This window comes from Vibrio sp. ES.051, assembly GCF_002563795.1.
Lineage (GTDB): Bacteria > Pseudomonadota > Gammaproteobacteria > Enterobacterales > Vibrionaceae > Vibrio.
Genome location: NZ_PDJL01000003.1, coordinates 1,004,481 through 1,022,547 on the forward strand (window position 1 = coordinate 1,004,481; position 18,067 = coordinate 1,022,547).

Genomic DNA, 18,067 nt, shown 5'->3' on the forward strand with positions numbered 1-18,067 from the left:
TCCGCCTATCCGGCGCAATCAATCGACAAACTTTTTTTGTCGTAACGACGAGTTTTTTTCGTTTTCATCTCATAAGAAAAAAACCTAAGGTGCGCACCTCTGGCGAAGTGGTTGTCCAACCACACTTCTAATTCGTTGAAGTAAGTAGGTAATATCACATAAAAATCACTCACCTACTGTATTCTATACTCTATACTTGTACTTTAATTTGGTACTCACTGACTAAGGAATTTCCATGCGCATTGCTATTCTCTCTCGTAATGAGAATTTATATTCAACCTTGCGTCTCAAGCAGGCGGGTGAAGAACGAGGACATCAAGTCGACGTCATCGACACTCTGCACTGTTACATGGACATTACGAGTAACAACCCTAAGATCCGCTACAAGGGTAAAGAGTTACCACAATACGACGCAGTGATTCCTCGTATTGGCGCGTCCATTACTTTCTACGGTGCCGCGGTTGTGCGCCAGTTTGAAATGATGGGCACGTTTTGCGTCAATGAATCTGTCGCGATCAGTCGCTCTCGCGATAAATTGCGCTCACTGCAGTTGTTGTCACGTAAAGGCGTTGGACTACCTCGCACGGGCTTTGCTCGTCATCCTGATAACATCCAAGACGTGATCAAAAACGTTGGTGGAGCTCCGCTGGTTATTAAGTTGCTAGAAGGCACCCAAGGCATCGGTGTGGTGCTTGCAGAAACGAACAAAGCCGCAGAAAGCGTTATTGAGGCATTCATGGGCTTAAAAGCCAACATCATGGTGCAAGAGTTTATCGAAGAAGCCAAAGGCGCTGATATTCGCTGTTTCGTGGTTGGTAGCAAAGTCATCGCAGCAATGAAACGTCAAGCAAGAGAAGGCGAGTTTCGCTCTAACCTTCATCGCGGCGGCTCTGCGCAATTAGTGAGACTCAGCAAAGATGAACGCGCAACGGCGGTTAATGCAGCAAAAGTCATGGGGTTAAACCTGTGTGGTGTCGACATCCTACAATCTAAAAACGGCCCCGTGGTAATGGAAGTGAATTCATCACCAGGCCTTGAAGGCATTGAAATAGCAACAAAAAGAGATGTCGCTGGAATGATTTTCGACTTTATCGAGAAGAACGCGAAACCAAATGCAAACCGTACCCGTGGTAAAGGTTAATAATTAGTGATGGCTACTTCTATAGGTTCTCTTATCACTCGTCGCTAGGATGACACTATGAATCTGAAAATGATCATTGGGAACGCCGAGGCTATTTGCTTGCCAGAGTTAGGGATTACTCATCTAGAAGCGCGTATTGATACTGGTGCACAAACATCTTCTCTGCATGTAGATAACTTGGAGTGCTTTGAGAAAGACGGTCAATCATATGTAGAGTTTGATCTACACCCAGACGTTTATCATTTAGAGCAAGTCGTTCGCTGCACTGCAAAATTAAAAGCAAACCGTAAAGTGAAGTCTTCAAATGGTACTTTTGAGCACCGCTGTGTGATCACAACAACACTGCGCATGGGCACTCAAGAATGGCCCATTGATATTACCCTGACTAACCGCGAAAAAATGACTTACATGATGTTGTTAGGTCGTCAGGCTATGGCGGACAAAGTGTTGGTTGACCCAAGTCAGTCTCACTTATTGGCTTCCTAAGCCTTATAACCTCAGATGAGCGAACTCCATGTGCGCTCATCTGGCTTTCTCGTTACTTTATTTATTCACTTCTGCGCCGCTTTCTTTTTTGTTCCTCAGTGAACTTATTAGTCCCTTGAGTTTTATCTTTATCACTCGCCAATGCGTAATAGGTCTTGTAGGTGCCGTATCAAGAAGGTGCTGATAAGCCGCTTCGTCTAATTTCACTTCTCCCCCATGTGCAGCCAACAAGCACATGGGGCTCATTTCAAAAACTCGCTTGATTGAGTTGCGATATTGGTTGGGATGGAAAATCGGAAATGGGGCAATTAAGTGTTTTTTCACTTGCACCACTAAATCGGCGATATACAACACATCTTGCTCGGGATGATAAATCGATAAATCTCTATCGGTGTGTCCCGGCGTTTCCAGCACTAACCAATCGTTGAAGCCGGGGATCGGCTCTCCATCCATCAACTCGACATCAGGCTGGAGTTTACGTGAATACCACAAGTTACGAGTCGGTTTTCGCATCCTATTCGCCATCCAACGTGCCAACATCAAATCGGTCAGATGCATTAACCAACCATCAATACCACAGTACCAATGTTCGTCTCTTTTCGCTGCCAACACTTTACAGCCTGTTAGATCACGTAACTTATGTGCCGCTCCTGCATGATCAGGATGCATATGAGTGACCACGACCATTTTGAGGTCAGTAAAAGGGCGATTAAGCTGATGCTCGATAAAGTCTTTGAGGTGGGGGATGTCCGCTCGACTCGCGCCATCAAGCAACATCAATTTATCTGGATACTCAGCGAGATACATGGTTTGTATGTATCCCTGAAGTCGGTGCAGCTGCAAAATATTCCCTTTTCTAAAATGCTGTTGTCAATGACCACTCCCTTACTGGCCAGACCAACTATAACAGTAGAATGGACACAGTGTTAAATAAATGTGTACACCGCACCTCAATAACTATTCTTAGTCGAAACCACAAATCTTAATCATTAGACTCGTGTAATATTTTAGCGGTTAATGCGCGCACACGGAGTCCGTGTCAGGGCATGAGGTTTACACCTCATTATTTGCTTTTTTGTACTTTTCCTCCTATTTAATTAAGGACTTAAGTACATTTTTGTGAGAATCGAGTTGGAAAAAGCAACCAAATTAGACCGCATTCGCGCGGACTACAACGTTCACTACTGGAGTCAAGGCTTCTACGGAATTGATGACCAAGGCGAGGTGTATGTTTCTCCTCGTAGTGATCGTTCACACCAAATCCCGTTCAGTGCCATTGTTAATGAGCTAGAAGCGAAACAGTTAAACCTGCCAGTGTTAGTTCGCTTTCCGCAGATCGTGCATCAACGTGTGCATGGAATTTGCCAAGCGTTCAATCAAGCCATTGAAGAATACCAATATCCAAACCAGTACCTGTTGGTGTACCCAATTAAAGTCAACCAACAGCGTGAAGTGGTGGATGAAATACTCGCAAGCCAAGGGCAGCTAGAAACCAAACAACTTGGTCTTGAAGCGGGCAGTAAACCAGAGTTATTGGCCGTCTTAGCGCTGGCTCAACAAGGCAGTTCTGTCATTGTATGCAACGGCTATAAAGACCGTGAATATGTTCGTCTCGCCCTAATTGGTGAAAAGCTAGGCCATACCGTGTTTATCGTACTAGAAAAGCTCACTGAACTTGATCTGGTATTGGAAGAGGCAAAAAGCTTAGGTGTCACTCCACGTCTTGGTTTGCGTATTCGCCTCGCCTCTCAAGGCTCTGGAAAATGGCAAGCAAGTGGTGGTGAGAAGTCGAAATTTGGTTTGTCAGCATCGCAAGTGTTAAGCGTGATTGAACGCCTAAAGCATGAAGGCAACTTAGACTCGATGCAATTGGTGCACTTTCACCTCGGTTCACAGATGGCAAACATCCGTGACGTTCGCAATGGTGTCAACGAATCGGCGCGTTTCTACTGTGAACTTCGGGCTCTGGGCGCAAGCATCGACTACTTCGATGTAGGGGGCGGTTTAGCGGTGGACTACGATGGTACTCGCAGCCAATCTTCGAATTCAATGAATTACGGCCTTGTTGAATACGCACACAATATCGTTAATACGGTAGGCGACGTGTGTCAGCAATACGAACAACCAATGCCTGTGATTATTTCTGAGTCCGGCCGTTCTTTGACAGCCCATCACGCAGTGTTAATTTCTAACGTGATTGGTATTGAAACGTACCAGCCAGAAGAAGTGCATGCGCTCGCTGAAGATTCTCCACTTTTGCTACAAAATATGTGGCGGAATTGGGAGAACTTGCAAAATGGTACCGATGATCGTGCGTTAATTGAGATCTACAACGACACTCAAAGTGATTTGGCAGAGGTACACTCACAGTTCGCAACTGGCGTACTTAACTTAGTGCAACGTGCGTGGGCAGAACAGTTGTCACTGCGTATTTACTTCGATCTAAGCCGCAAGATGAGCACCAAAAATCGTTTCCATCGCCCTATTCTGGACGAATTGAGCGAACGTCTGGCCGACAAGTTCTTTGTAAACTTCTCTCTCTTCCAGTCGTTGCCAGATGCTTGGGGGATTGACCAAGTATTTCCGGTTCTACCACTTTCTGGCCTTGGTGATACAGAAGAGCGTCGTGCGGTGATGTTGGACATCACATGTGACTCAGACGGTGCGATCGACCATTACGTTGATGGTCAAGGCATCGAGAGCACGCTACCTGTCCCGGCTTGGAGCAAAGACAAACCATACCTAATGGGCTTTTTCCTCGTAGGCGCCTATCAAGAGATCCTAGGCGACATGCACAATCTATTTGGTGATACCCACAGTGCAGTGGTCAATGTGGACGAAGACGGTCAATTTGAGATCAGCTACATCAATGAAGGGGATAGTGTCGAAGACATGATGCGCTACGTTCATATCGACGTGGACGCGATTCGTGATAATTACAAAGAGTTGGTTCTTGAACGAGTGAAAGCCAGCGAACAAGCGCAAATCCTAGCAGAATTAGAACAAGGCCTAGCCGGTTACACCTATTTAGAGGGCTTCTGATATGAATGATCTGTTTACTAAAACCGATTCTTCACTTTACTCCAACTCAATGTCGTTTTTACGTCTACCGTACATCAAGAATCCTGTATTGGCAGACGCAGACGTTGTGGTGCTCGGTGTTCCTCTGGATATGGCAACATCCGGTCGTCCAGGCGCGCGTATGGGTCCAGATGCCATTCGCCGTGCTTCCGTTAACTTGGCTTGGGAAGGTAAAAAGTTCCCTTGGGACTTCAATGTCTTTGACAGATTGAACGTGATCGATGCGGGTGACTTGGTCTTCGATTGTGGTGATGCGGAAGACTTTACTTATCGCCTAGAAGCGGCAACCAGTGAAATTCTAAAGAGCGGTAAAATTCTGCTAGGCTTGGGTGGTGACCATTTCATCACACTGCCTATTCTGCGAGCATACGCTAAGCACCACGGTCAAATGGCACTGATTCACTTCGATGCTCACACCGATACTTATGCGAATGGCAGCTCATACGATCACGGTACGATGTTCTACCATGCCCCCAAAGAAGGTTTGATTTCAACAAAGCATTCGATTCAAATCGGTATTCGTACCGAATATAAACAGCAAGACCACGGCTTCAATGTGATTAATGCCATGCAAGCCAACGACATGTCGGTGAACGAAATTTTGCAAGAGATCCGTCACACTGTCGCGGATAAACCAGTGTATGTCACTTTTGACATCGACTGCTTAGACCCAGCATTCGCACCGGGAACCGGTACGCCAGTCTGTGGTGGCTTGAACTCAGATAAAGCGCTGAAGATCATCCGTGGCTTAACTGGTATGAATATCGTGGGGATGGATGTTGTCGAAGTATCACCTCCCTACGACCACAGCGATGTCACCGCACTGGCTGGCGCAACCATCGCGTTAGAGATGCTGTACGCATACGCATCCAGCCGTGAATAACATCCTTATTGCTCATTCTCATTACTAAGGGAGCGTCGGCTCCCTTTTCCTTTTTTACTTCTGTTTCAGCCTTTTTTATCAAAACCGCCTCGTTATCACGCTAATAACAAGCCGTTTCAAGCATTAATTTTTATCATTAGAATTCATTGACTAGAGGGAAACTCCCCTCGTCTAATACGATAACTTCTACTGAATTTGAAGCATAAAACCCTCCATATGCCAGCTCCAAGTTTGGATTAGTTTTTCTAATTAAAATCATAGATTTTTATCTTGCTCAACTTCACACTTTTCGATTGCTAATTGTACACGCAAACACTACTATCTCGCGCAAATGACCCCCGTGAAATCAGAACTCATCTGGCATTCAGCATAAAGTGCCACGGTTTTTTTACGTCTTATATTTTTTGGAGAGATACGCTAATGTCTGCTTCACTTCCATTAGTCAAATTTACCTTTTTAATCGCAATATTGACCGCCGTGGGTCAAATGACCCAAACCATGTACGTGCCTTCAATCGGTCATATGGCGGGTGAGTTTTTGGTATCTGCGTCATCACTTCAAGCCGTGATGGCATGCTATCTGATCCCATACGGCTTATCGCAATTCGCCTACGGCACGTTGTCGGATCGTTTTGGTCGTAAGCCGATCATCATTGCGGGCCTGCTTATCTACATCGTAGGTACGTTGGTGGCGCTGTTTGCACATCAATTTGAGTGGTTCTTGATCGGTAGCTTTATTCAAGGTCTCGGCATTGGTTGTGGTGGGGCGATGTCACGTACCTTAACTCGCGATTGCTTTGAAGGTGCTGAGTTACACCGTGCAAACAGCTTGATCAGCATGTGTGTGATTTTTTCACCACTGATGGCTCCTGTCCTTGGTGGGTATTTAACCGAAGCGTTCGGCTGGCGCTCTAGCTATCTATTCTTAGCGCTATTTGGTATTGCGGTTGTGATTACGATGATGACAAGCATGATGGAGACACTGCCGAAAGAGAAACGCAAGTTTGAGCCAGTCGCAAAAAGCTACAAACACGTTTTGTCTGATCGCCGCTTCCAAGGCTTTTTGATTTGCCTCGTCGCAACCTTCGCTGGCGTAGGCGTATTCGAGGCTGCGGCGGGGGTGCTACTAGGTGGCGTATTGGCGCTGCCAGCAACGACGGTTAGCTTGCTGTTTATTTTGCCAATTCCGGGATACTTAATCGGTGCGGGTTTATCAAGTTACCTCGCGCAACGTCGTTCTGAACGCCGCGCATTAAATGTCGGCTTAGTGTCGATTTTTGTCGGCTCGGCGATTGTACTGATCCCTGGCTTATTTGGTTTAACAACCGCACTAACATTAGTCGGTGGAGCAACAATTTACTTCTTAGGGGCAGGCATTCTGTTCCCTGCGGCAACCACAGGTGCCATCGCACCATTCCCTTACCATGCAGGTACCGCTGGTGCGACGCTTGGCGGCATGCAGAACTTAGGGGCAGGCATTGTGACGTTACTTGCGTCGTTATTTCCGGCGCAGAACCAAATGCCACTTGGTATTCTGATGATGGTCATGTCGATTATTGCGATGCTCGGCCTAATGTGGGTGAACCGCGCACACGATCACTCCAACGAAGTACCGCAAGTTATTTAATTCATACCAAAGGGACGCGCGGCAAGTGTGTCCCTTTTCTATATCATGTGGAAACGCAAAGCTATTTAGTAACACTCTAACCCTGCATCTTGAGGTTATTTGGCTATACACAACCATCATCCGATATAAACTACATGACAGAAAGCATACTTACGTAGCTTCACTACAATAATCAATGGACGATGGCACTTAGATGGCACTTAAATGAGAAAGGTACAAAATAAGGATATATAGATGCGTTTTATTCTCACTACGTTGGTCGTATCGGTCGCACTTATCGCCGGATGCAGCAATCAAGGAATTCCAACCATGAATCAATACTCCAAATCACAGCTTGTTGCTCAAAAAACTCAAGCGCCTGTTGCAAAAAAAGTCCCACACGCAATGACCATTCATGGTGACACCCGTGTTGACAACTATTACTGGATGCGCGATGACAAACGACAAGACCCAGAAGTCTTGCAACACCTAGAACAAGAAAATCAGTATGCAGAAACCGTTCTTAAACATACTGAAACACTTCAGCAGCAACTATTTGAAGAGATTAAAGGGCGTATCGCAAAAGACGATAACTCCGTTCCGGTTCGCAAAGGCAACTACTTCTACTCAAGTGAAGTCTCTGGAGACAATGAGTATGAAGTCCACCTGCGAGCGAAGGATTTTTCAGGGACGGATAAAACGGTGATTTTGGATGTCAATAAACTGGCTAAAGAACATGAATTCTTCAGCATTGGCGGTTTATACGTGAGTCCAAATGAAAACTTGCTCGCTTACGGAGAAGACACGCTAAGCCGCCGTGTCTACACCATTAAGATCAAAGATTTGCTCACCGGTGATTATCTAGACGACGAAATTGAAGGCGCATCCAGTGCCATCGCATGGCAAAACGATAACCAAGCTTTCTACTACATCAAAAAAGATCCGCAAACCTTGTTGGGTTACCAAGTTTATCGCCATGTGCTAGGAACAGCGCAAACCAGCGATGAACTGATTTATGAAGAACCCAACAGTGCGTACTACACCTCTCTGAGTACCAGCAAAGATGGAAAAGAGATTTACATTTGGCACTCCAGCACAGAAACCAGCGGCGTTTCTATCATTGATGCCAATAACCCAAAATCCACAGCTCAACCCTTTTACCCGCGTGAAGAAGGCATCGAGTACAGCGTCGACAAATTGGGGGATTGGTACTACGTGTATACCAATTACCAAGCGGTGAACTTTCGCCTGATGAAAGTACATAAAAATGAGATGCATGATCGTACTAAATGGCAAGATGTCATTGCCGCAGACGATAACTCTCAACTTGTCGACTTTGAACTGTTCACCGACCACCTCGTTTACGAACAGCGCACTCACGGTTTGTCTACGATGACGGTTCGCCAACTTTCAACGAGCAAAGAGTTCCCTCTAGTATTTAACGACAACGCATTTGCGGCTTATCTGACTGGCAACTTGGAACTGGATAATACTCACGTTCGCATTTACTACAGCAGCTTAACCACGCCTGGTACTTACTATGATTTCGATTTAAACACAGGCGAATCAGAAATCATGAAGCAAACACCAGTACTCGGTGATTTTAATCCTGACAATTACCAATCAGAACGCATTATGATCACAGCCCGTGACGGTAAAGAAGTGCCCGTTTCTTTGGTGTATCGTAAAGACTTGTTTAAGAAAGACGGCACAAACCCAATCTATCAATATGGTTATGGATCTTACGGGGCTACCATAGAACCGACTTTCCACTCCACCCGCTTGAGCCTGTTAGATCGCGGCTTTGTTTATGCGATCGCTCATATTCGTGGTTCTGAAATGTTGGGGCGCCCTTGGTATGACGATGGTAAAAAACTCACCAAACAAAATACCTTCAACGACTTTATTGACGTAACCAAAGGTCTCGTAGAGCAAGGATATGGGGCGAAAGATAAAGTGTTTGCCGTCGGTGGTTCCGCAGGTGGTTTATTAATGGGTGCCGTCATTAACCAAGCGCCCGAGTTGTACCGCGGTGTTGCTGCGCATGTTCCGTTTGTTGATGTGGTCACGACGATGTTGGATGAGTCCATTCCACTGACCACCAATGAGTACGACGAATGGGGAAATCCAAATAATAAAACATATTATGACTATATGTTGAGTTACTCGCCTTACGACAACGTTAAAGCGCAAGACTATCCAAACATGCTGGTCACCACTGGCTTGCATGATTCTCAAGTACAATACTTTGAGCCGATGAAGTGGATCGCGAAGCTACGTGAAATGAAAACAGATAGTAATGTGCTGCTCTTTAAGACCGATATGGAAGCGGGACACGGCGGCGCGTCAGGTCGCTTCAAACGTTTAAAAGAAGATGCGCTTGAATACGCTTTCTTCTTAGACTTGTTAGAAACCGAGTAAACGTCACCTCGAACTAGCGTGACTTTTGCCTAGGTTATTAGAACCTAGAGACAAACCGCAGAAAGAGCATTAACACAGTGGTTAACACTCCCATGTCGTTTTTCTGTATGGATAAAAAAGGCTTCGAAATGAAGCCTTTGAAACTGAGAAAAAACGTTAATTATCCAGCTCTGCCACCGATTCAATGCTAATCGTGTCATGTCGCCAGTATTCGATATCGCAACCGAACAACTCACCATGTTGGTTGTAATTGATACGCTCGACAACCGTTGCCGGAGTGCCAGAGGTCGCACGCAATGCCTGAGCCATCTCCCCCAACAAAGTGCTGGTTGAAATGCGATAGTGAATTTTTTTATACACCACTCCGTAACGATCACGGTAGATGTCCTTAAGCGAGCTCGACAAATCGTAAGACAATAGGTTTGGAAAAATATCAGAACGAATATAACTCGTCACATAAACCACCGGGCGATCGTCTAAGTAGCGGACACGATCAACGCGATACACGTCAGAAAACGGCTGAAGCTCCAATAAGCGAGCCGCGAGTTTATTTGCTAACGTGCCTTTCGCTGAGACTAATTCCGTTTTCGGCACACGGTTTTGCGACTTGGCCATATTAGGAAAGTTTAGCGTTTGAGTGGGATCGTAACGCAACGGCTCCGGTGAGATGAACCAACCTCGACGATCTTCACGATAGATTCGGCCTTCGGCTTCCAAGAGCGACAACGCTTCTCGCAGCGTCACTCGTGTCGTATCAAACGACTCCGCAAGTTTGCGCTCTGCTGGTAGCTTTTGACGAGGCGACAGCATGCCCGCTTCTATTTGCTCCACAATCGAATCTTTAATTTTTACGTACTGCACGAAGTGTCCTCATACTTTCCGCCGAGCTTGCATGCCATTTTCATATAACTGACTCAGCGTTATCCAAACCCTTTTCGTGATTGCGACAGCACTCATGGATATCACCCATACGAGCTAACGTATGGGCAATCGTAACAACCGAAAGAATCCGTGCGAAAAAGTCAGAAATGAATAAGTCAATCAGGCGTTATACCTGCTCAGCCGTTACGCCACCAAAATGCTCTTAAGCTCGGTTAAAGATTCAACGGTGTAACTTGGCGCAATACGTTCATCCGTGCTGGCACCAGTGGTATTTAACCAGCAAGTTTCGATACCAAAGTTATTACCACCAAGAATATCAGAATGCAGATTGTCGCCGACTATCAATACGCGGCTTTTGCAGGGATGCCCCATTTGCTGCATCGCGTATTCAAAAATGCCCAAGTCAGGTTTTGCTACGCCCACCTGCTCAGAAATCACCACATGGTCGAAGTACTCTGTCATCCCGGTGCGCTCAAGACGAATCGCTTGTAGCTCTGTAAAACCGTTGGTGATAATGCCCATTTTCGCTTTGCCTTGCAGCGCGTCCATCAGCTCTTTTGCACCAGGCAACAAACTACAAATATCGGCCATTGCTTCTAAAAATGCACTATTGAGTTCAACGGTGGTCGTATTCAGTTTTTCCGCCCACTCGGTAAAACGATGATGTTTTAACTCATCTGCGGTGACTTTGCCATCTTGATAGTCCACCCAAAGAGGTTTGTTTACGGTTTGGTAGTGTGCAAAATCTTGTTCTGTAAACTCGACACCTTTGCGAGAAAACATAAGCTGCAAACCTTTGAAAGCATCAAAGTGGAATAAGGTTTCATCAGCGTCAAATAGGATCCAATCGTATTTCATTTTCTTTTTCCAAAAATCAAGGTCATCATACTGGTGCATAGTCTAAAGTGTTTTCTTCTTGAAGGTAATCTCTATCATTGGAAATTAATTGTCGCTTTAAATTCAATAATAACTGGTTCGCCACTTCAGAATAATCGCCATATTATTATCCATCCAAAATTAAAAATGAGCCCTATCTAAAGCGCTCATTTCTGTGGTTCAAGCATACCGAATTGAGAAAACCCTGCCTTTTATTCTTCCTCATTTAAACGTCGAATCAACTTTGCAGGCGTACCGCCGTAAATGCAGTCTGGTGGAACATCATGGTTTACGACAGAATTGGCCGCAATGACAGAGCGGGCACCAATGGTCACACCTTGGTTGATAACAGAATTACCGCCAATCCACACATCATCTTCGATGGTAATTGGTTTGCAAAATGTTTCCCACCGACGGCGGCTTTGGTAGTCCAATGAGTGAGACGCAGTGTACAGCTGAACACTGGGACCTATGAGCACATGGTTTCCAATCGTTATCTTGGCACCATCGAGCATCACCACGTTCATATTGATAAACGTCTCTTCACCGATTTCAATTGTCTTGCCAAACTCACAATGAAATGGTGCCTGCACAATACATAAACCTGCTTTGCCAAATAACTGCTTTTGCAATGCGTCTCGCTTGCTTTCATCGGTATTGTTATTCAGTGCTCGAAGGGTTTGAAGGGCATCCGTTCGAATGGCATCGATTTCTTTATCCATACCATCAAATACTTGGCCAGACATCATTTTTTCTAGTTCTGTCACTGGAAAACTCCTACAACTTTCAGACCAATCACACGGTACGCGAATTAAGGAATAAAAAAAGAGAAAAGCGTGCACTTTTCTCTTTCCTATTTTGCTGTTCTGTCGCAAGTATCGACTTATACAATTTCCCAGCTGTGGGTTATTTCTACACCTTGGCCAAGCATCAAACAAACCGAGCAATATTTTTCCAAAGAATCTGCAGCGACTTGCGCCACAACTTCAGGGTCAAGATCATCACCAGAGACGTCGAAGTGAATATTCACTTGTGTAAAAATCCGTGGCGCCGTTTCTCGGCGCTCAGTGGTTAACTTCGCGTTCACTGACGCCACTTTTTGGCCTGCGGTTTTCAAGCCATCCACAACGTCGACAGAGCTACAGCCACCAGCGGCCATCAATACCATTTCCATCGGACTTGGGGCGGTTGCGCCGCTGTTGCCATCCATCACCACCGAGTGGCCTGACTGAGACTGTCCTAGGAATTTAAAATCTTCAACCCATTTAACTTCTGCTTGCATGGTTTACCTCTTTTGCATCGCGCATTGGGGACATCGTTATCCCGCTGGGCGGGGTGTTTCGTGTCGATACTGTAGCTTTCTCACAACAAAGGGCAAAGTAATTTTCAACCTTGCTGTAATTTTTTCGCTCTGCGGCCGTTCTATTTACGTAACACTTTCTAACTCGTAACAATGAAAACAACTTGAGGTTGCTATGAAAAAAATATCTAAGTTATTGGTCGGGCTCTCTCTCACTCTTCCTGTTTCGCTCATCTTACTGAGTAGAACAGGGACCGCCGATACAATGGATAAAATAAATGCATCAGAAAAAGTGAGCATCGCGACATTAGCCGGTGGCTGTTTCTGGTGTACTGAGTCGGACTTGGAACAACTCCCTGGCGTATTAGACGTCGTGTCTGGTTATTCTGGCGGACAAATTGAAAACCCGACTTACCGTCAAGTGTCATCAGGCAAGTCTGGTCACATTGAGGTGGTGAAAGTGAAATACTCCCCTGATGAGGTGAGCTACGAGCAAGTATTGGACTACTTTTTCCGCCACATCGACCCAACCGATGACAAAGGTTCGTTTGTTGACCGTGGTCCACAGTACCGACCTGCGATTTTTTATCACAACGACCAGCAAAAACAGATTGCTAAACAGTTTATGATGGAAATTGACAAGGCAATGATTTATCCAAAACCACTCAAAACTGAGCTGATTGAGTTTGAGAAATTTTATCCTGCAGAAGATTACCATCAAGATTACTACAAAAAGAGTAGCTTAAAGTACAAGTACTACCGCTACGCATCGGGTCGAGATCAGTACTTAGATGAAGTATTCGGCGAAGATCGTAAACAAAACCCGAAGACGCTTCGCCAGTTAATCGAAGAAAAAAAGCGATTATCGAATAAAAAAGAGTATAACAAACCGGCTCAATCGAAAATTAAATCAACGTTAACTGAGCAGCAGTATTACGTGACGCAGGAAGATGGGACAGAGCGCCCTTTTGATAATGAGTACTGGGATAACAAAGAAGCCGGAATTTACGTAGATATCGTGACTGGTGAACCGCTGTTCTCTTCGACCGACAAGTATAAATCCGGCACAGGTTGGCCAAGTTTTACCAAACCAATTGATTCTGTTTATGTCGTGGAAAAAACCGATTACAAACTGCTCTACCCACGCACTGAGGTGCGCAGTAAGTTCGGTGACTCCCACTTAGGACATGTGTTTAAAGATGGACCGAAACCAACCGGGTTACGCTACTGCATGAACTCCGCAGCCATGAAGTTTATTCCTGTCAGCGAGATGAAAAAACAGGGTTACGAAGCGTATCTTTACTTGTTTGATAAATAGTAATGAAAGGCTTTAAAGCAAAGCTAGCAATGAAGATCTGCCCAGTTTGTCAGCGCCCATTTTCTTGGAGAAAGAAGTGGGCGCGCAACTGGAATGACATCGTTTATTGCTCCGAACGGTGCAGAAGAAGCAAACCCGCACAAAGGTAAAAAGTGATTTAGCCCAATTACCAAGGTAAAAGCTCACCATCATAAGCCCAAAATGCCCCGCTATCTTGCGGGGTTGCTTTTTCTATTAAACCTATCAAATCTTTCGCGACACGCTCTGGGGAGAACAACTTCCCCTCAGGCACATTGGTTTGGAAGGGCTCAGACAAGTCAGTATCGGTCGTACCAGGGTGCAGAGCTAACACCGTTCCATGTTTAACCATTCTCTGCCATTCAATAGACATGGTTTTGAGAAACATGTTCAGCGCCGCTTTAGAAGCGCGATAACTGTACCAACCGCCAAGTTGGTTATCACTGATGCTGCCGACTTTGGCTGAAATAGTGGCAAACTTAGGCGCGTTACTGCGCTTGAGTTTGGGGGTGAAATATTTCGCCAGCAGCAAACTTGGCAAGGTGTTTACCGTTATGGTGTGTTGAAAGAAATCGGCATCGAGTGCATTGAGGGTCTTCTCTGGCCCTTTGCTTGACGTATGCAACATGCCGACACAGTTGATCACCCAATCGACCTGCTCAATGTCCTCACTGAGCGCATTAACATGCGCTTGTTGGGTGACATCCGCCTGATACCAAAAAACGCTAGGGTGCAACCAATCCGGCTTGTGGCGGTGGAACGTAGCGTGGATTCTCGCCTGAGGAAACCGAATTACCGCCTCTTGCACCATTGCAAAACCGATACCGCCATTGCCTCCTACAATTAAAATGTTCATTACAAACTCTCCAAATTTTTCATGTAGTGTTCGGCGGTATCCAATATTGCTTGGCGCTGAGATTTTGCCATATTATCCCAAGAGCGAAAAATCATCCCAATACGAGGATTGGTCGCCAAGCGTTTTTCGTGCTTGTGCATGAATCGCCAATAAAGACTATTAAACGGACATGCTGCCTCACCGCTGCGAACTTTGTTGTCGTAATAACAATCTTTGCAGTAGTCGCTCATTTTATTAATGTACGAACCACTGGCAGCATAAGGTTTGGTCCCAACAATACCGCCATCGGCAAATAACGCCATCCCTCGTGTATTGGGCATTTCTACCCACTCAATCGCATCGATATAAATGCCGAGATACCACTCGTCCACTTGGTCTGGGTCGATTTCAGTCAGCAAGCAAAAATTACCCGTCACCATCAATCGTTGAATATGGTGTGCGTAGGCATAATCGAGAGATTGACCAATGGCGTGACGCATGCACGCCATTTTCGTTTCACCGGTCCAAAAGTAACTCGGTAATGTGCGTGACGCATCAAGTTCATTCTTTTGCGGATAGTGTGGCATGTTCGCCCAATAAACACCCCGGATGTATTCTCGCCAGCCTAATATTTGACGAATAAAGCCTTCTACCTGAGCAATATCGATGTTCGGATTAGAGCGAAATGCATGTAACGCAGCCTCTATGACCTCTTTAGGATGCAATAGTTTTGTGTTCATCGAGAACGATAAACGGCTATGATACAGGCTCCATTTCGACTCATGCTTTGAAGTCATTGCGTCTTGGAACCTGCCAAATTGAGGCAGACAAATTTGGCAAAAATGAGCGAGTAGCGACAAACTTTGAGAACGATTGACAGGCCATAGCAAATCTCCCTTAAGCCGCCCAATGGTTTGGATATTATGCCTCTGCAAGCGCTCTAAAATATCACTAACATCGATGCTGAACATTAATGGTTGAGGTAACTGTTCAACGTCTTTTACTTTGAGTTTATTGCGATTATTGGCGTCATAATTCCATTTACCTCCGACAGGTTTGCCGTCTTGCATCAAAATATCGAAACGCTTGCGCATCCGGCGATAAAAGTGCTCCATCATGATATGTTTGCCCTGCGGGAACTGCGGCTCTATCTCTTCAAAAGGCAACAGAAAATGCTCGGTATCAACACAACGTTTGACGACACCATCCAACGTTATGTTTGCAAGCTGCTCCAGAAGCCGATATTCATCCGGTCGTTGATATTCAAACTTTGTTGCTCCAACCTCACTCACATAATGCTGTAGTACTTGGGCCAAATCATCAAAAGATTGAGTGTCATCTAGAGTTAAATGTAAAACATGGTGTCCTTCACTCTGTTTTTCTTTAGTAAAGTGCGCCATCGCAGAGAAAAACGCACACACCTTTTGAATGTGGTGTGTGACATAAGTGCTTTCTTGATGCACTTCTGCAATGACATAAAGCACCTTGTCGTCGACGTGGTGAAACCATGAATGCTCACTATTGAGCTGATCACCCAAAATAAGTCTGACGGTCTCATAGTGCATCAGTTATCTCCGCTTTCTTTCTCTGACATGATCGGCCAGTCCACCATGTCGACACTGTCAAGGCGTGCTCTTGTGCACCAACCCTGCCATTTATCGATGAATGAAAAATCTGGATCATACTGTTGTGTCTGTTTCTCTAAATTGAACTGGCGTGACCCACGCGGATCCGCTCCGACCCCTGCTAGGTATTGCCAATTACCCCAGTTAGAGCCAACGTCGTAATCAATGAGCTGAGTTTCAAAATAAGCCGCACCGTAGCGCCAATCTAATCCCAGTTCATGCACTAAACAGCTTGCCACCAATTGACGGCCTCGATTAGACATATAACCGGTTATATTGAGTTGATGCATGCACGCATTCACGATAGGAAATGGCGTCTCGCCTTTCTTCCACTGCTTAAAGCGCTGCGCATAAAAGCTTGTCAATGGCGGGCGGTTATGGATACCAGCAAAACGAAACAGTTTTTGCTGGTATTTCCTCGCGTACCAATAAAAATATTCACGCCACAACAGTTCGAAATAGATCCAATAGGTGGAGTCATTTGCGCCATTCACCTGCTCATACCGCTTGAGCATGGCATAAATTGTTTTGGGTGAGACACTGCCACTCGCCAGCCAAGGTGAAAACTTGGTCGAGTACTCCATCCCATCGAGGCCGTTGCGTGTTTGCTTGTATTGGCTCGCGAGGAAAGAGGCGAAATAGCCTCGACAATGTTCAAGGCCACTTTGTTCTCCTCCAAGAAATGTTGGCTTGGTATCGAAGTACAAGGTTGTTGTCGTAGGAAAGTTGACCCCATTCGGCATCGGAGGCAAACCACTAACATTAGCTTGGGGCTGCGATACTGATAGGCCTTCTACTTGTTTTCTAAATTGGGTGAAGGTTTCAGGTAAGCGGTGCAACTCAAACGGCAGTTGGTTCTCACTAAATAGAGTGCGTATCGCTTGTTGATTTATTGTGACGTACGGACAATCGTGTTGAATGTTTTTAAGCACCACTTGTTCATCCGTGCCAGCAAATACCTCGGCGTAAATATTAGTCACGCCAAAGCGATTAACCGCATATTTGATGGCTTGATATGGGTGAAGTTCTACCGACCATAAACGCTGATTAAATTTGCCGAGCGATCGATTCAAATCACTCAACGAGGCATCAAGAAATTGTTGCTTCTTACTCCCAAGCGAGGTTTCTTGCGCGAAATGACGCAGGTAAGGGGTCACCAAAGGGTGACAATATAAGCAAATCAACTCATCTACTTCAGCGCAAGCGCTTAATAGCAACGCATTATCGTGCAAACGCAAATCATTGCTGAACCAATAAAGCCCTATTTTCTTTTCCAAGTTACACCCTCTCCCTATAACCGAAATCCTTGTGTCGCGGCATTCAGGTATCCAAATCACCTCAATGTGCGAGTTAAGCACCTTGTTTTAACTTGCATTTATACGCACAAGATATTTTCGAGATCATCGTTTCTACAAGCTTCGACTCAATCCCCCCAATATCGGTACAGACTCCTTGTCCGATACAAATCACCAGCTCAAGTTTCATACAAGTGCTTTTGAAACCAACCAGTGACTTTATCGCTGGCTCTCTTAATCACTCATTTTTTATATAAATCATGAAAAACCTGTAAAAATTAAGGCGATATTGGTTAATATC

The 18,067-nt window shown here is 45.3% G+C and carries 16 protein-coding genes; 8 read left to right on the top strand and 8 right to left on the bottom strand.

Annotated elements, in window-relative coordinates; all coding sequences use genetic code 11:
- Positions 1-235: 235 nt before the first annotated feature.
- Complete coding sequence (gene rimK / locus ATG66_RS05310; RefSeq protein WP_098414307.1) at positions 236-1,141, top strand: 30S ribosomal protein S6--L-glutamate ligase; 906 nt, start codon at positions 236-238, stop codon at positions 1,139-1,141.
- Positions 1,142-1,198: 57 nt separating this feature from the next.
- Entirely contained in the window at positions 1,199-1,627 is a 429-nt protein-coding gene (locus ATG66_RS05315; RefSeq protein ID WP_098414308.1) for an ATP-dependent zinc protease family protein, read from the top strand.
- A 57-nt stretch (positions 1,628-1,684) separates the two neighbouring features.
- On the opposite strand, the gene ATG66_RS05320 is transcribed toward ATG66_RS05315, so the two are convergent.
- Positions 1,685-2,434 carry an MBL fold metallo-hydrolase gene (locus ATG66_RS05320; RefSeq protein ID WP_179885612.1) on the bottom strand — a complete coding sequence of 250 codons (750 nt, stop codon included), beginning with the start codon at positions 2,432-2,434 and terminating at the stop codon, positions 1,685-1,687.
- A 324-nt stretch (positions 2,435-2,758) separates the two neighbouring features.
- Between ATG66_RS05320 and speA the strand changes: the two genes are divergently transcribed.
- The 4 genes from speA (at position 2,759) to ATG66_RS05340 (ending at position 9,617) form a co-directional block, all read left to right on the top strand.
- Positions 2,759-4,669, top strand: coding sequence for an arginine decarboxylase (gene speA / locus ATG66_RS05325; RefSeq protein WP_218925173.1), 1,911 nt, complete (start codon positions 2,759-2,761; stop codon positions 4,667-4,669).
- Between the two features lies 1 nt (position 4,670).
- On the top strand, positions 4,671-5,591 hold the full coding sequence (speB, locus tag ATG66_RS05330; protein WP_098414311.1) for an agmatinase: 921 nt from the start codon (positions 4,671-4,673) through the stop codon (positions 5,589-5,591).
- A 420-nt stretch (positions 5,592-6,011) separates the two neighbouring features.
- Positions 6,012-7,217, top strand: a complete 1,206-nt coding sequence (emrD, locus tag ATG66_RS05335; RefSeq protein WP_098414312.1) for a multidrug efflux MFS transporter EmrD — start codon at positions 6,012-6,014, stop codon at positions 7,215-7,217.
- A gap of 234 nt (positions 7,218-7,451) precedes the next feature.
- Entirely contained in the window at positions 7,452-9,617 is a 2,166-nt protein-coding gene (locus ATG66_RS05340; protein WP_098414313.1) for a S9 family peptidase, read from the top strand.
- A gap of 156 nt (positions 9,618-9,773) precedes the next feature.
- Here the strand turns inward: ATG66_RS05340 and phnR are convergent, their stop codons facing one another.
- From phnR to ATG66_RS05360, 4 genes are all read right to left on the bottom strand, one after another.
- On the bottom strand, positions 9,774-10,478 hold the full coding sequence (gene phnR / locus ATG66_RS05345) for a phosphonate utilization transcriptional regulator PhnR (protein ID WP_098414314.1): 705 nt from the start codon (positions 10,476-10,478) through the stop codon (positions 9,774-9,776).
- A 204-nt stretch (positions 10,479-10,682) separates the two neighbouring features.
- Positions 10,683-11,357 carry a pyrimidine 5'-nucleotidase gene (yjjG, locus tag ATG66_RS05350; RefSeq protein ID WP_098414527.1) on the bottom strand — a complete coding sequence of 225 codons (675 nt, stop codon included), beginning with the start codon at positions 11,355-11,357 and terminating at the stop codon, positions 10,683-10,685.
- Between the two features lie 230 nt (positions 11,358-11,587).
- Positions 11,588-12,142 (bottom strand): sugar O-acetyltransferase, encoded by a 555-nt coding sequence (locus tag ATG66_RS05355; protein WP_098414315.1) that lies wholly within the window; start codon positions 12,140-12,142, stop codon positions 11,588-11,590.
- Positions 12,143-12,258: 116 nt separating this feature from the next.
- Positions 12,259-12,657, bottom strand: coding sequence for an OsmC family protein (locus ATG66_RS05360; protein WP_098414316.1), 399 nt, complete (start codon positions 12,655-12,657; stop codon positions 12,259-12,261).
- A 193-nt stretch (positions 12,658-12,850) separates the two neighbouring features.
- Here ATG66_RS05360 and msrB point away from each other — a divergent pair, with 193 nt between their 5' ends.
- A complete protein-coding gene (gene msrB, locus ATG66_RS05365; protein WP_098414317.1) occupies positions 12,851-13,993 on the top strand; it encodes a peptide-methionine (R)-S-oxide reductase MsrB in 1,143 nt (380 codons plus the stop codon).
- A gap of 2 nt (positions 13,994-13,995) precedes the next feature.
- Positions 13,996-14,142: a DUF2256 domain-containing protein gene (locus ATG66_RS05370; protein WP_098414318.1), complete on the top strand. Its 147-nt coding sequence runs from the start codon at positions 13,996-13,998 to the stop codon at positions 14,140-14,142.
- 17 nt (positions 14,143-14,159) lie between these two features.
- Here ATG66_RS05370 and ATG66_RS05375 read toward each other — a convergent pair whose 3' ends face one another.
- From ATG66_RS05375 to ATG66_RS05385, 3 genes are read right to left on the bottom strand one after another with little or no spacing between them, the layout of a single operon-like run.
- The gene (locus ATG66_RS05375; protein ID WP_098414319.1) at positions 14,160-14,867 is read right to left on the bottom strand and encodes an SDR family oxidoreductase; all 708 of its coding nucleotides are present in this window, start codon (positions 14,865-14,867) and stop codon (positions 14,160-14,162) included.
- Positions 14,867-16,411, bottom strand: coding sequence for a cryptochrome/photolyase family protein (locus ATG66_RS05380; RefSeq protein ID WP_098414320.1), 1,545 nt, complete (start codon positions 16,409-16,411; stop codon positions 14,867-14,869). The genes ATG66_RS05375 and ATG66_RS05380 overlap by 1 nt, the downstream gene beginning before the upstream one ends.
- Entirely contained in the window at positions 16,411-17,748 is a 1,338-nt protein-coding gene (locus tag ATG66_RS05385; RefSeq protein WP_098414321.1) for a DASH family cryptochrome, read from the bottom strand. The genes ATG66_RS05380 and ATG66_RS05385 overlap by 1 nt, the downstream gene beginning before the upstream one ends.
- Positions 17,749-18,067 lie beyond the last annotated feature (319 nt).

What these genes read in the sequence shown, in the direction of transcription:
- rimK (WP_098414307.1), top strand. Translation starts at nt 236, where the DNA reads ATGCGCATTGCTATTCTCTCTCGTAATGAGAATTTATATTCAACCTTG.
- ATG66_RS05315 (WP_098414308.1), top strand. Translation starts at nt 1,199, where the DNA reads ATGAATCTGAAAATGATCATTGGGAACGCCGAGGCTATTTGCTTGCCA.
- ATG66_RS05320 (WP_179885612.1), bottom strand. Translation starts at nt 2,434, where the DNA reads ATGTATCTCGCTGAGTATCCAGATAAATTGATGTTGCTTGATGGCGCG.
- speB (WP_098414311.1), top strand. Translation starts at nt 4,671, where the DNA reads ATGAATGATCTGTTTACTAAAACCGATTCTTCACTTTACTCCAACTCA.
- emrD (WP_098414312.1), top strand. Translation starts at nt 6,012, where the DNA reads ATGTCTGCTTCACTTCCATTAGTCAAATTTACCTTTTTAATCGCAATA.
- ATG66_RS05340 (WP_098414313.1), top strand. Translation starts at nt 7,452, where the DNA reads ATGCGTTTTATTCTCACTACGTTGGTCGTATCGGTCGCACTTATCGCC.
- yjjG (WP_098414527.1), bottom strand. Translation starts at nt 11,357, where the DNA reads ATGAAATACGATTGGATCCTATTTGACGCTGATGAAACCTTATTCCAC.
- ATG66_RS05360 (WP_098414316.1), bottom strand. Translation starts at nt 12,657, where the DNA reads ATGCAAGCAGAAGTTAAATGGGTTGAAGATTTTAAATTCCTAGGACAG.
- msrB (WP_098414317.1), top strand. Translation starts at nt 12,851, where the DNA reads ATGAAAAAAATATCTAAGTTATTGGTCGGGCTCTCTCTCACTCTTCCT.
- ATG66_RS05370 (WP_098414318.1), top strand. Translation starts at nt 13,996, where the DNA reads ATGAAAGGCTTTAAAGCAAAGCTAGCAATGAAGATCTGCCCAGTTTGT.
- ATG66_RS05375 (WP_098414319.1), bottom strand. Translation starts at nt 14,867, where the DNA reads ATGAACATTTTAATTGTAGGAGGCAATGGCGGTATCGGTTTTGCAATG.
- ATG66_RS05380 (WP_098414320.1), bottom strand. Translation starts at nt 16,411, where the DNA reads ATGCACTATGAGACCGTCAGACTTATTTTGGGTGATCAGCTCAATAGT.